At 68.4% G+C, this 12,065-nt stretch carries 13 protein-coding genes; 8 read left to right on the top strand and 5 right to left on the bottom strand.

Annotated elements, in window-relative coordinates:
* Window positions 1-14: 14 nt before the first annotated feature.
* Both ACTMO_RS0102120 and ACTMO_RS0102115 read right to left on the bottom strand, forming a co-directional pair.
* Window positions 15-656, bottom strand: coding sequence for a hypothetical protein (locus ACTMO_RS0102120; protein WP_019853004.1), 642 nt, complete (start codon window positions 654-656; stop codon window positions 15-17).
* Window positions 653-1,006, bottom strand: a complete 354-nt coding sequence (locus ACTMO_RS0102115) for a PadR family transcriptional regulator (RefSeq protein WP_084792016.1) — start codon at window positions 1,004-1,006, stop codon at window positions 653-655. Before ACTMO_RS0102115 ends, ACTMO_RS0102120 begins: the two co-directional genes overlap by 4 nt.
* A 263-nt stretch (window positions 1,007-1,269) precedes the next feature.
* Here ACTMO_RS0102115 and ACTMO_RS20080 point away from each other — a divergent pair, with 263 nt between their 5' ends.
* Both ACTMO_RS20080 and ACTMO_RS0102105 read left to right on the top strand, forming a co-directional pair.
* Complete coding sequence (locus ACTMO_RS20080) at window positions 1,270-1,953, top strand: hypothetical protein (protein ID WP_019853002.1); 684 nt, start codon at window positions 1,270-1,272, stop codon at window positions 1,951-1,953.
* Window positions 1,953-2,273 (top strand): transcriptional regulator, encoded by a 321-nt coding sequence (locus ACTMO_RS0102105; protein WP_019853001.1) that lies wholly within the window; start codon window positions 1,953-1,955, stop codon window positions 2,271-2,273. Before ACTMO_RS20080 ends, ACTMO_RS0102105 begins: the two co-directional genes overlap by 1 nt.
* Window positions 2,274-2,303: 30 nt before the next feature.
* Here ACTMO_RS0102105 and ACTMO_RS0102100 read toward each other — a convergent pair whose 3' ends face one another.
* Window positions 2,304-2,894: an SMI1/KNR4 family protein gene (locus ACTMO_RS0102100; protein ID WP_019853000.1), complete on the bottom strand. Its 591-nt coding sequence runs from the start codon at window positions 2,892-2,894 to the stop codon at window positions 2,304-2,306.
* 268 nt (window positions 2,895-3,162) lie between these two features.
* On the opposite strand from ACTMO_RS0102100, the gene ACTMO_RS0102095 reads away from it, so the two are divergent.
* Window positions 3,163-4,398 (top strand): hypothetical protein, encoded by a 1,236-nt coding sequence (locus ACTMO_RS0102095; protein ID WP_019852999.1) that lies wholly within the window; start codon window positions 3,163-3,165, stop codon window positions 4,396-4,398.
* 484 nt (window positions 4,399-4,882) lie between these two features.
* Complete coding sequence (locus ACTMO_RS0102090; protein ID WP_026448779.1) at window positions 4,883-6,067, top strand: coiled-coil domain-containing protein; 1,185 nt, start codon at window positions 4,883-4,885, stop codon at window positions 6,065-6,067.
* Between the two features lie 144 nt (window positions 6,068-6,211).
* Here ACTMO_RS0102090 and ACTMO_RS0102085 read toward each other — a convergent pair whose 3' ends face one another.
* Together ACTMO_RS0102085 and ACTMO_RS0102080 are read right to left on the bottom strand one after the other, a co-directional pair.
* Window positions 6,212-7,504, bottom strand: coding sequence for a thymidine phosphorylase (locus ACTMO_RS0102085; protein WP_019852997.1), 1,293 nt, complete (start codon window positions 7,502-7,504; stop codon window positions 6,212-6,214).
* 66 nt (window positions 7,505-7,570) lie between these two features.
* Complete coding sequence (locus tag ACTMO_RS0102080) at window positions 7,571-7,963, bottom strand: cytidine deaminase (RefSeq protein ID WP_019852996.1); 393 nt, start codon at window positions 7,961-7,963, stop codon at window positions 7,571-7,573.
* A 532-nt stretch (window positions 7,964-8,495) separates the two neighbouring features.
* On the opposite strand from ACTMO_RS0102080, the gene sdhC reads away from it, so the two are divergent.
* From sdhC to ACTMO_RS0102060, 4 genes are read left to right on the top strand one after another with little or no spacing between them, the layout of a single operon-like run.
* Window positions 8,496-8,933 carry a succinate dehydrogenase, cytochrome b556 subunit gene (gene sdhC / locus ACTMO_RS0102075; RefSeq protein WP_019852995.1) on the top strand — a complete coding sequence of 146 codons (438 nt, stop codon included), beginning with the start codon at window positions 8,496-8,498 and terminating at the stop codon, window positions 8,931-8,933.
* 7 nt (window positions 8,934-8,940) lie between these two features.
* Window positions 8,941-9,360 carry a succinate dehydrogenase hydrophobic membrane anchor subunit gene (locus ACTMO_RS0102070; RefSeq protein WP_019852994.1) on the top strand — a complete coding sequence of 140 codons (420 nt, stop codon included), beginning with the start codon at window positions 8,941-8,943 and terminating at the stop codon, window positions 9,358-9,360.
* 33 nt (window positions 9,361-9,393) lie between these two features.
* Window positions 9,394-11,184, top strand: coding sequence for a succinate dehydrogenase flavoprotein subunit (sdhA, locus tag ACTMO_RS0102065; RefSeq protein WP_019852993.1), 1,791 nt, complete (start codon window positions 9,394-9,396; stop codon window positions 11,182-11,184).
* Complete coding sequence (locus ACTMO_RS0102060; protein ID WP_019852992.1) at window positions 11,184-11,969, top strand: succinate dehydrogenase iron-sulfur subunit; 786 nt, start codon at window positions 11,184-11,186, stop codon at window positions 11,967-11,969. The genes sdhA and ACTMO_RS0102060 overlap by 1 nt, the downstream gene beginning before the upstream one ends.
* The last annotated feature ends 96 nt before the right edge of the window (window positions 11,970-12,065 follow it).

The following is a 12,065-nucleotide window of genomic DNA, read 5'->3' as shown; positions in this document are numbered from 1 at the left end:
CCGCCACCCCACGTTCACGGAACCCCGGGCCCGCCCGGCCCGGGATCCACGATCCGGTTGCCGCGGACGCCCCGAACCAGCAGGACCACCGTGGCGAGCAGGAATACCGCGGCGAGGGTGAGCGCGGACCAGCGCGGCATCGTGAGCAGCACCTGCTCCGCACCGACCAGCCGTTCGACCGCGTTCGCCGCGAACGGTGCGAGCACCAGCGTCGCCAGCGCCCCCAGCCAGAGCCACAGTCGTCGGGCGGTGCCACGGAGTTCGGTGGCCGCGCGCATCGCCAGCAGCAGCACCACCGCGAGCAGCGCGAGCAGGGCGACAACACCCACGAGCCCGCCGGTGGTCAGTACGACCTCGCTCGCGGCTGCTGCCGAGACCAACAGTTTCGCACCGCACAGCACCAGCGCCGCGACCGGCAGTACTCCGGGGCGAAGCACGGCACGCCGGGGGTAGCCCACACTCGCTCCGAGCTCCTCGGCCACGCGTGCGGCGTACTCGCCGGGGGCGCCGAACGCCTCCACCGGGTCCTGACCGGTTTCCGTCACATGGCTGTCCACTTCGGCCAGTACGTCGCCGATCCGGTCTCCCGGCACCTCGCGCATCCGCAGCGCGAACGTCAGCTCGTCGCGGTACTTCTCCGCGGAATCGGCGGTCATGAACTCATTCCCCGTTCCAGTACGGCGGTGGCGTTGCCGGCGAACTCCGTCCACAGTGGTCCCTGTTCGGCCAGTACCGCACGCCCCCGCTCGGTGAGCAGGAAGAACTTCCTTCCCGGGCCACCGGCACCGGCACGCCACTCACTGCGCACCAGCCCCTCCGAATCCAGGCGCTTCAGCAGCGGGTACAGCGTCCCCGGTTTCACCCCGGCAAGTCCCGCCTCGTCGAGACGCCGAACCAGCGTGTAGCCGTAGTCCTCCCCACTCTCGGCCAACAGCGCGAGCACGGCGAGGTCCAGGACACCGCGCAGCCACTGCGTCTGCCGCTCCACCGACTTCCTCTCCGACACGACTAGAAGCTAACACTGACTAGTGTGTCTCACCAAGTAGTAAGCGAGACAACCCCTCGATCCCCGACTCCTCGTGGTCTCCGATCACGGCGAGACCGACCTTGACTTTGCATCGCAAAGTAAGCGAAACTTTGCATCACAAAGTTCGATTCCACGCGGAGTCCGCGGGGAAAGGTCGCCGACGGTTGACGGGGCATCCGACTCCACCTCGGCGGAACCGTCCCGGTCGGACTCCCGGGACGGAGACATCCAGGAGGTAGAAGATGACCGAGAAACACGCCTCCGAGACCCCGAGCCCGTCACCGGCGGAGATGCTGGCCATCACCGAACAGCAGCACCAGCGCACCGAACGGGCCCTCGACGTCAGCCCGGGGCTGCTGTTCGGGGTCTGGGGCGCCGCCTGGGGACTGGGGTTCGGAGAGTTGTACCTGGCCACCGGACCGGACGCGGTGCTGGCCGTTCCGTTCTGGTACGCGCTGTGCGCCTTCTTCGGCCTGTTGGTCATGGCCGCCGTCGTCACAGCCTGGCATCTCACGAGCAGTCTGCGTGGGCTGCGCGGGCCCTCGCGACGCTCCGGAGCGATGTACGGGTGGGCCTGGGCGCTCGGCTTCGTCACGCTCGGCATGGTGATCGCCGCCACCGCACGACTCGGCATCTCCGACGACGTCTACGCCATGCTCTGGACCAGTGGCTCAGCACTGCTGGTGGGAGTGCTCTACCTGAGCGGCGGCGCGCTGACCGGGGACCGGCTGCACTACGGTGTCGGCGTGTGGGTCCTGCTGATCAACGCGACCGGTGGTTTCACCGGCATCCCGAACCACTACCTGGTCATGTCCCTGGCCGGCGGGGGTGGTTTCCTGGTGGCGGCGACGGTGTGCGCACTGCGCGGACGCGCACGACCCTCGCCACTGGCCGGTGGCGGTGGTGCCATGGCGGGAGGCCGGTGATGGACTCCGCCGACGTCCATCTCGATCCGATCATCCACGCCCAGGCCAGACTACGGGTCATGACCACCCTCGCCACCCTGCCGAGCGGAGACCGGATCGCCTTCGGGCGGTTGCGGGAACTGCTGGACATGACACCGGGGAACCTGATCACGCATCTGCGCAGGCTGGAGGAGGCGGGATACACCGACAGCGTCAAGACCGGAACGGGGCGCGGCACCACCTACGTGGCGCTCACCGAGGAGGGCCGCGCCGCCTTCGACACCTACACGCGGCAACTGCGGGCGCTGCTGGACCCCGTCACGGACGGAGGGGACCCGTGACGGGACACGCGCTCCGGGCGGAACGAGGACTCAGCGGATCTGCCAGTCCAGCCTGCCCTCGGCGGTGACGGTGGCGCGGCTGTAACCGGCCGAGGTTCCCTCGGTCAACGCCCGGTACACGTCGGTCAGCAGCGTGACCAGGTCCGGCCACATCGGAGGCCCCACCCGACGCGTCTCCTGCTCCCATGCGAGCACACAGCCCCGCAGGGGACCGGGTCTCAGGTCGATCACCAGCTCGTCGGAGAACCCGTCCCCCGCGATCGGGATCCAGGCCGGGTGGAAGCTGCTGCCCGCCGAGCCGGCGTAGTAGTCACAGGTGGGGCGTTGCCACCTGTCGCCCCAGAGTTCCCGGAAGCCGGACCACACCCGCCAGGACTCCGCCGCGCCGTAGGGCGTGTAGCACGGTGGGAACACCTCCACCAGCGTGTCCCCGTCCGCCCCGCCACAGCAGGACCACCACTGTCGCAGCTGCGACGGAAGCCCCACGGCGAAGCCCTCCTCGAGGGTGTCCAGGTCGGGAGGGGGCACCGCCCGTCTCAGTCCGGCCGCCGTGGCGGGGGCGTGCTCGGCGAGCCACACCGTGATCTCGGTCCACAGCAGGGTGACGTCCATCCGGTTCATGATCGTCCCGACCCGCCCCGCTGGGTACCGCCAACCGTGACCGATCGCCTCCGCTCCTCGCGAGCGGTGTGCCTCTCCTCCGCCCGACCACTTCCCGGAGGCTCTCCTCCCTACGGGGGGACGTGCTTCGGCGGCACCGTCGGAAGCGGCGATCCGACCGAAGGTAGCGTAGTGCGGACCGCTCTGACGCGGAGCGACACCGTACCGACGATCATTTCCCGTCCCGTAGGCTTCGGCAGCGTCTGCTTCGGCGACCGGAGGTAGCAAGATGGCGCAGGACATCGTCCCGATCGAGCTCGGGCTGCCGCAGGGCGATCTGGTCACCCTCTGGGCTCCCCGTTGGCGCGAGGAAGGTGAGGAATGGGAAGCCTTTCTCGGTCACGAAGAGAATCTGTACGCGTTCCCCGACCCCGCCCACCTGGCCGCGTTCGTCAGGTCCGGTGCGGCCAACGACCTCGACGACCACCCCGCCTGGCACGTGATTCCCGCCCTGTCCGCGGTGGATCTCAGCCCGGACGAGGAGCACCAGTACGACCTGGTCGGTGTTCCCGAGCTCGTCGCCGAGCCTCCGGACACCTGGACGCTCAACGAGCTGTCCGAGATCGTCGAGATGGCGCGGTCCCTGGCCGAGGTGTGCGAGCTGGAGACCGTGACCGAGGTCCTGGAGGCCGCCGAGGGATTCGACCTGCTCGGTGAGGGCACGATCGCCTTCAACGGCAGGGAGGGACAGCGGCGTTGGACCAAGCTGTGTCAGGTGGTGGCCGAACGCTGGGACGAGGTACTCGACGCCATCGACGGGGTCGTGGCCGTGCCCGAGGTCGATCCCACCGCGGTGGCCACCGCCGAGAGCGAACTCGGTGAGGCCCTGGAAAGCGACGACTCCCCCACGGGGTTGACCGACACCGCCGAGGTGGAACGGATCGACGACGAGGAGGAGGACGAGCGGGAACCGGGGTTCTGGCGCGAGATCGGGATCGACCCGATCCGGATCATCACCGGAGGCACGGAGTACTACTCGCTGCGCTGCTACCTCGACGACGAGCCGGTGTTCCTCGGTTCGGACGGCAGTGTGGACGTGTGCACCTCACCCCGGGCACTGGCTCGTTTCCTCGCCGAGGACAAGGCCGACAACACCGACCTCGCCCGGGTGGTCACCTGGCAGCGGGTCCGGAACAGGGCCACCTCCGGCGAGCTCGACATCGAGGTGGAACCGGACAACACCTACCTGCTCGACGGGCTGGACAACGACCTGGCCGAAGGTCCCACCGAGGTGGACCCGACCCAGCTCGACCTCGCCGAGGAGCTGCTCGTCGACGCCGCCGCCTGGGCCGGGGACGAGAGCGTGGAGGCCGCGTTGCACCCCTCGGAACGTCTCGGCTGGATGATCTCCTTCGTGCTGCGTCCCGACCCGAACCGGCTTCCCCCCACACCCCCGTTCGACGACGAGGTCGCCAAGTGGCGTGAACTGGTGGAGAACTTCGAGGCGAGACTGCGCGTGCACTGACGACCTCGCCGTCCGCGTACGGCACCGGTCCGCCGGTGTCGCACGCGGGGCGGGCACCCCCGGCCGTTCCCGGAAAGACGGAAGTGTCCCTCGTGGCCGCCCCTCTCCTCGTGCGGGCCCCTCCGGCGCGGTGCTACCCCACCCGCGCCGTTGCCGGAAGGTAGTACTGTGGTCACGTGTGGCTCGTGTCCGAAAACACCGGTCTCCGAGCGCGTCCTCGGCGGGTCCGTGCTCTTCCCTGCCCCACGGGAGGGGGACGGGGCGTTTCCGAGGGGTGCTCCCCGGCGAACGGCACTCCCCCGATTCGGCGGGGATTCGCGGAGTCCTCCTCGACCGGCGAAAAGACGCGGGCCGTTCCCCCGAAAGCAGGAATAACGACCACCGCGTTCGTGAAAAGTTCCGGGGGGTGTCTGACGCAGAGAAGATCTACTCGCTACGCTCCACTAGTCCTCTCCCTCCCCCTCGACGAAGGACGACCTTTGCCGTGAATGAGAACAGCCAAGACACGGTGTCGTTCGACCGTATGCGGAACATGCTGACGCGGGCAGCGGAGATCCGCGAAAGCGAACAACAGCAGATCTTCGACGCTCTCGACGAGATCAACGCCCGGATGTCGCCGCTGGAGTCCCTCGGCTCCGTACGCAAACGGCTGTCCGAGCTGCCCGATCGCACCGAAGTCAGCGTGCTCGCCGAACGACTCGACGAAGCACTATCCAAACTGGAATCCCAGGAGAACGCGATCTCCGGCCTGAACACCCAGGTCGAAGGACTCGCCGACAAACTCTCCAAGCCGTTCGCCCAGCTGGACGGCCGTCTCGACGGTATAGCGGGCCGTTTCGACGGGGTCACGGGCCGCATGGACGGGCTCGAGGACAAACTCGCGCACGTCCACAAGCGACTGGAGGAGCTGGGACAGCAACTGGACAAACAGGACGCCCGGCTCGACGAGGTCCCCGGCTCCGTGCAGGAGCCGATCCGGGAACGCCTCGAACAGATGGAGACCGGACTGCGCAGCCGGTTCACCGAGATCGACGAGGGCGTCCACGAACACCTCGACGGCACCAGGGAATCGTTGCAGCGGTCGGTCACCGAGGCCGCCCAGGAGATCCGCAACGGTGTCGGAGAGACCGTCTCCGAGAGTTCGGAGAAGATCAACGGGAAGCTGGACGCCCTCGCGGAACGTCCGGCGGTGGACCCCACCGAACGGCTCCAGCAGCTCGCCGAACGACTCGAATCGCTGGCGAACAGGCTGGACGAGGTCTCCGGGCGCATCGACTCCGTGGAGGAGAACGTCAACAACAGGCTCGACTCGGTCGAGAGCGGAGTCACCGAACGGATCGGGGACGTCGGCAGCACGCTGGGCAACGACCTGTCCCGGTTGCAGGGCAGTCTCGCCGAGCGTCCCGACGCGGAGGCGCTGGACTCGCTGGTTCGCAACGCCAACGAGGAGAGCGAACGCAAGCACGCGGGCCAGCTCGACGAGGCCATGGCCACGTTCGCCGAGCTGATCCTCGGCGGCGGAGCTCCCGCGAACAGCTCCTCGGTGTCCCCCCCGACCGCCCTGCCCCGGCAACAGCAACGGCGTGGTCGCTCCAAGAGCGCCAAGCGGGAGCCGGACAAGCAGAACGGCGAGGGTCCCGACGACGACTACACGGCCGACACGGCGTAACAGGCGCAGTAGGCTTCGTCACCCCGCACGCGGGGATTCACGGGGCGGAGCCGACACAGACTCCTCCCCGGACGCGGAGCCGGTGTCGAGCGGCACGGAGCGAGCGGACACGTCCCGCCGTCGGGACGACGGCGGGACCCGCCCTCATCGCTCGGAGACTCCGGAACGGTGCTCCAGCACCACCGGACGGGTCTCCACGGGGGAGTCGGTGACCCCGTAGGCCCCCTCCAGCAGCCACACCGCGTCCTCGACCGCCTCCGGATCGTCGGTGTGCAGCTCCAGCACCGGATCACCCTCGGTGACCCGGTCCCCCCGCTTGGCCAGACACCGCACACCCGCTCCGGGCCGCACCGCGTCCTCCCTGCGGAGTCGCCCCGCCCCCAGACGGCGGGCGGCCACTCCGACGGCGTGGGCGTCCGGTCCGGTCACGAACCCAGTGCGCGGCGCGTGGACGGTGTGCACGTGGGCGGCCTCCTCCAGCGCGGCGTCCGGGTCCCCGCCCTGGACGCGCACCAGGTCACGCCAGGTTCGGTACGCCGCGCCGCTGACCAGCTTCTCGGCGGGGTCGGTGTCGTCCAGCCCGCACAGCGCGAGCATCTCGCGGGCCAGCGCCAGCGTGAGTTCGGTCACGTCGGCAGGTCCCTCGCCGCGCAGCACCCGCACGGCCTCGGCCACCTCCAGGGAGTTTCCCACGTTCTCCCCCAGTGGAACGTCCATGTCGGTCAGCAGCGCGCTGGTACGCACCCCGGTGGCCGCGCCGAGGGAGATCAACGTCTCGGCCAGTTCCCCCGCCCGCCGCCGGTCCTTCATGAACGCCCCCGAACCGCACTTGACGTCGAGAACCAGCGCGGCCGTTCCCTCGGCGATCTTCTTGCTCATGATCGAGCTGGCTATCAGCGGAACGGACTCCACCGTCGCGGTGACGTCCCGCAACGCGTACAGCTTGCGGTCGGCGGGAGCGATCCGCTCGTCGGCGGCACGGATCACGGCCCCCACCTCCTCCAGGGCGTGCCACATCCGCTCGTCCGAGAGCCGACAACGCCATCCCGGGATCGACTCCAGCTTGTCCAGCGTCCCGCCGGTGTGTCCGAGACCGCGCCCGGACAGCTGGGGTACGGCCGCGCCGCAGGAGGCCACCAGGGGAGTCAGCGCCAGTGTGACCTTGTCACCCACCCCACCCGTGGAGTGCTTGTCCACCGTGGGGCGGCCCAGACCGCCCAAATCCACGGTGCGACCGGAGTCGACCATCGCCCTGGTCCAGTCCGCCGTCTCCCGCGCGTCCATCCCCCGCAGCAGCACGGCCATGGCCAGTGCCGACATCTGCTCCTCGGCCACCTCGCCCCGCGTGTAGGCGTCCACGACCCAGCGGATCCGCTCCCGTGAGAGTCGGTGTCCGTCCCGTTTGCTCCGGATGACCTCCACGGCGGTGTGCCGCATTCGTCCTCCCTCGGTCTCACGGGGTTCGGTCGTCGCCCGTGATTGTTCCCCTCGGAGATCCGGACGTCAGGGGGACGTACCGAAGGCGTGGGGCAACAACCGGCGCACCGGCAGGACCTCCTCGGGGGTGTCCACCAGGCACTCCGGCCCGCCCATCTCGTGGAGCAGCTGTCGACACCGGCCGCAGGGCATCACCAGCTCGCCCCGCCCGTCCCGGCACGAGACCGCCACCAGGCCGCCGCCTCCGCTCATGCGGAGTTCCCCCACCAGCGTGCACTCCGCGCACAGGGTCACCCCGTAGGAGGCGTTCTCGACGTTGCACCCGACGACCACCCGGCCGTCGGTACAGCGCGCCGCGGCCCCCACGGCGAGACCGGAGTAGGGGCAGTAGGCGTGTTCGGCCGCGAAGGTCGCCGCCGCACGCAGCGCGGGCCAGTCGACGGAACCGTCGTCGTCCATGTCCGGCCTCCCGCTCCTTCGAGTGGTCCGGTGGAATCCGCGGGCCTCGTCCACCGGACCGAACGCCCCTTCAAGATAGCCGCTCGGCGCGGACGGTGCCGCTCACGAACGGTGCCTCGCCCGACGGCCGACCACCGCACGGGAAGGGCCCCGCACACCGAAAAACGAATCGTTTTCCTTGACGGGGTGGGCTCGACACGGCTGCCCACCCCCCGCACACCCGCGAAGGAACACCGGAATACGATGCCGGTGACACATTTCTCGGACGTACTCCTTGACACCGGGGAAACGATTTCCCCCGCGTCCCGTGACGGCGCGACTACATCGATCAACCATCCCCGTGGGGCTGTCTGCTCGATCACAGCGAGCACATGCGAGTAGGACAGCCGAACAACGCGGGTCTAGCATCCCATGAGTCAAGGGTCCGTTCGGGTAATCGGCACTGGCGCGGGCACCGCGCCGTCACGGGGTCGATCCGCGCGAGCGCCGGGACGGATCCGGAGTCCACCAGCGACGTTGGAGGCCTTCCGTCATGGCCAGTACAACCGCCACCGCGGCGGAGGGAACCCCGCGTGAGGCCGTCAGGCCCCGCGCCAAGGGCACTCTCTACCGCGGCGACCTGGGCATGTGGTCGTGGGTCGCCCACCGCATCACGGGCGTGCTCACCTTCTTCTTCCTGTTCGTACACGTCCTGGACACCGCGCTGGTGCGGGTCTCGCCGAACGCGTACGACACGGTGATCAACACCTACAAGCACCCACTGATGATCGTGTTCGAGCTCGGCCTGCTCGCGGCGGTGCTCTTCCACGCGTTCAACGGAATTCGGGTGATGCTCGTCGACTTCTGGTCCGAGGGCCCGAGGTTCCAGCGGCCGATGCTGTGGACCGTTCTGGTGCTTTGGCTGGTGCTGATCATCCCGGCCGCCATCAGCATGATCACTCGTGCCGTCACGGAACTGTTCGGGGGCTAGTACCATCATGACCACGACCGAAGCACCACTTTCCGTCGACAAACCGCGTTCCTCGACGCGGCCCGCCGCCCGCCGCAGCAACTTCGAGCTCTACAGCTGGATCTTCATGCGGCTGTCCGGTGTCGTGCTGCTGTTCCTCGTCCTCGGACACATGCTGATCATGCTGTTCCTGGACGGCGGTGTCCACCGCATCAACTTCGCCTTCGTGGCGGGACGCTGGGCGTCCCCCTTCTGGCAGGTCTGGGACCTGGTGATGCTCTGGCTCGCGGGACTGCACGGCGGCAACGGACTGCGTACGGTCATCAACGACTACTCGCGTTCCGACCGTACCCGCTTCTGGCTGAAGATGCTGCTGTACTGCTCGATCGTGCTGATCGTGGTGTTGGGGACCTACGTGCTGTTCACCTTCGACCCGAACATCAGCTGACCAGCCCGGCAGGCGACGAGCCAAGGAGACCCCATGCAATTCCACAAGTACGACGTGGTCGTCGTCGGTGCGGGTGGCGCGGGTATGCGCGCCGCGATCGAGGCCGGTCAGCGCTCCCGCACCGCCGTGCTGACCAAGCTCTACCCCACCCGGTCCCACACCGGGGCCGCCCAGGGTGGGATGTGTGCCGCCCTCGCCAACGTCGAGGAGGACAACTGGGAGTGGCACACCTTCGACACCATCAAGGGCGGTGACTACCTGGTCGACCAGGACGCGGCCGAGGTCATGGCCAAGGAGGCCATCGACGCGGTGCTCGACCTGGAGAAGATGGGGCTGCCGTTCAACCGCACCCCGGAGGGGCGCATCGACCAGCGCCGTTTCGGCGGGCACACCAGGGACCACGGCAAGGCCCCGGTACGGCGCTCCTGCTACGCGGCCGACCGCACCGGCCACATGATCCTGCAGACGCTGTACCAGAACTGCATCAAGCACGGGGTCGAGTTCTTCAACGAGTTCTACGTGCTCGACATCACCATGACCCCCGGCTCCGACGGTACCCAGCACTGCACCGGAGCGGTCGCCTACGAACTCGCCACCGGGGAGATCCACGTCTTCCAGGCCAAGTCGGTGATCTTCGCCACCGGCGGTTTCGGCAAGGTCTTCAAGACCACCTCCAACGCGCACACCCTCACCGGTGACGGGATGGGCATCATCTACCGCAAGGGGCTGCCGCTGGAGGACATGGAGTTCTACCAGTTCCACCCGACCGGGCTGGCCGGGCTGGGCATCCTGATCTCCGAGGCGGTGCGCGGCGAGGGCGGCATCCTGCGCAACGCCGACGGCGAGCGGTTCATGGAGCGCTACGCCCCCACCATCAAGGACCTCGCTCCCCGGGACATCGTGGCCCGCTCCATGGCTCTGGAGGTGCTGGAGGGACGTGGCGCGGGCCCCAACAAGGACCACGTGCTGCTGGACGTCACCCACCTAGGCGAGGACGTGCTGGAGAGCAAGCTCCCCGACATCACGGAGTTCTCCCGCACCTACCTCGGCGTGGAGCCGCTGCACGAACCGGTCCCGGTCTATCCGACGGCGCACTACGCCATGGGCGGGGTTCCCACCAACGTGGACGCCGAGGTGCTGGCCGACAACGAGAACACCGTACCCGGCCTGTACGCGGCAGGTGAGGTGGCCTGCGTGTCGGTGCACGGCTCCAACCGGCTGGGCACCAACTCCCTGCTGGACATCAACGTCTTCGGCAGGCGCGCCGGCATCGCCGCGGCCGAGTACGCCAACCAGCACGACTTCCTGGAGCTGCCCGAGCAGCCGGCCAAGCTGGTCGAGGGCATGGTCGACCACCTGCGCACCGCCGAGGGCGGCGAGCGGGTGGCCAACATCCGCACCGCCCTGCAGGAGACGATGGACGCCAACGCCTCGGTCTACCGTACCGAGGAGACCCTCAAGCAGGCGTTGTCGGACGTGCAGCTGCTCAAGGAGCGGTACGGTCGGATAGCCGTCCACGACAAGGGCAAACGCTACAACCACGACCTCCTGGAGGCCGTCGAGCTGGGCTTTCTGCTCGACCTCGCCGAGGCCCTGGTCAACTCCGCGTTGGCCCGCAAGGAATCCCGGGGCGGGCACGCCCGCGAGGACTACACCACGCGGGACGACACCAACTTCATGCGGCACAGCATGCAGTACAAGCAGCTGCCCGAGGAGGAGGATCCGAACGCGCCGCTCGGTCTGACCGGATTCCGCTCGGACATCCGTCTGGAGTACAAGCCCGTCACCGTGACCCGGTACCAGCCGATGGAGCGTAAGTACTGATGACCGCCCCCACCACGAACAGCACCACCGCCGACCTTCCCTCGGACGCCCCTCCCGTTCCGGAGGGCGCCACGATGGTCACGGTCAAGATCGAACGGTACAACCCGGAGGTCGACGACGACCTGCACTGGGAGTCCTACCGGATCCCGGCGTTGCCCAGCGACCGTGTGCTCAACCTGCTGCACTACATCAAGTGGTACATCGACGGGACGCTGACCTTCCGGCGTTCCTGCGCCCACGGTGTCTGCGGCTCCGACGCCATGCGGATCAACGGCGTCAACCGACTGGCCTGCAAGGTCCTCATGAAGGACATGTTCGCCAAGAAGGGCGAGACCACCATCACGGTGGAGCCGATCAAGGGGCTTCCCGTGGAGAAGGACCTGCTGGTCAACATGGAGCCGTTCTTCGAGGCCTACCGGGCGATCAAGCCCTACCTGGTGGCCACGGGCAACGAGCCCACCCGGGAACGGATCCAGTCGGTCGCCGAACGGGAACGTTTCGACGACACCACCAAGTGCATCCTGTGCGCGGCGTGCACCACCTCGTGCCCGGTGTACTGGTCCGAGGGCTCCTACTTCGGCCCGGCGGCGATCGTCAACGCGCACCGGTTCATCTTCGACAGCAGGGACGAGGCCGCCGAGGAGCGGCTGGACATCCTCAACGACGTCGACGGGGTGTGGCGCTGCCGGACCACGTTCAACTGCACCGACGCCTGCCCGCGCGGCATCCAGGTCACCAAGGCCATCCAGGAGGTCAAGCGGGCCCTGATGTTCCGCAGGCGCTGAAGGCGGGCACACGATGCCCGCGCGAAGCGGTCGTTCCCGCGCGGAGACGGGCACGACCGCTTCGCGCGGGCTGTCGCCCGGTCTCGGCACGCGACG

Source organism: Actinopolyspora mortivallis DSM 44261 (genome assembly GCF_000384035.1).
Classification (GTDB): Bacteria; Actinomycetota; Actinomycetes; order Mycobacteriales; family Pseudonocardiaceae; genus Actinopolyspora; species Actinopolyspora mortivallis.
Note: the sequence above shows the minus strand (reverse complement) of the source record. Positions and strands in the feature narration are given on the sequence as shown.